Consider the following 1,022-nt stretch of genomic DNA (forward strand, 5'->3'; position numbering starts at 1 on the left):
CTGTCTGGATCAATTATCCTGGGAAATAACGCTTCTTCAACTTCAGGGCCATCATGACTGAACAAAAATTGGAGGTTATGGTGTACGGGGTTCATAAAAAAATGCTTTGCGATCAGTGCTGGCCACCCAGCCTGAGGGATATGCAGAAGATTAAACCGTTCATCAGTAAAGACTCTGATGGCCGCTTCAGCCGCAAAGCGCACACCCAGTAGAGAGCTTGCTATCAAACCGGGCAAAATTTCCGTAACAATCTTACCTGCTTCAATAAAGATCTTTTTCTCTGGTTTTTTGGTCGATGCGTATTGAATAACAGGCTTATAAATCGGGTCTGTTTGCGAGGCTTCGGGGTTCTCACCCTGATAGTACTGATAGTGGTTGGCTAGCCGCATTAACACCAGTGATTCCAGATAGCCACCATAAGGGAAGCCAAGTTCACGAGCTTTGCCGAAATGATCATGTGCGCTGAGCAGGACTCTTTTGCGACCGGTCAATACTATCTGCTTGTGATCAGAACTTATTTCTGCCTCCAGAAGCGTCAATCCAGCCAGGCAGTGAAGCCAGCCTGACATCTTTACTGATAGAATATCCGTTTTATCTTCATATTGTTTTAACGTCTGTTTTAATTTCTGATAGCCAACTTTTCTGGCCTGTTCAATGGCAAGAATAAAAGTACTTTCGTCTCCATCTTTGAACTTTTTCAAGTTGTCATTGTGAAAGACTGCATAGTCTACGAGCTGTGAGTGAAGATTGCGTGCAATTGTATGGAACTTGACTGGCTTGTGCCATACAAAGCTCTGAAGCCAATGGTTTATCTCTTTCCAATCATCTGAGTCACTCTGAAGTTTTCTTGCCTTTTCTGCATTTCCACCGATGAACGTGATGATATGCTGATGAGCCAGCAAAAGAGTGTTGATCCAATACGATGTTTTATCATCGTTAAGCAGTTCAGGAAACAAATCAATTAATTTTGTCAGAAGTTGTCAGTCATGACCAAAATGATGAGCTGTTAAGTCATTAAGCAC

At 42.7% G+C, this 1,022-nt stretch carries 1 protein-coding gene; it reads right to left on the minus strand.

Annotation, left to right across the window (positions count from 1 at the left end):
- A partial coding sequence (locus KDK18_RS11360) for a hypothetical protein (RefSeq protein WP_257255018.1) occupies positions 1-701 on the minus strand: 701 nt, incomplete at its 3' end.
- Positions 702-1,022 lie beyond the last annotated feature (321 nt).

It is taken from the genome of Endozoicomonas sp. SESOKO3 (assembly GCF_024606255.1).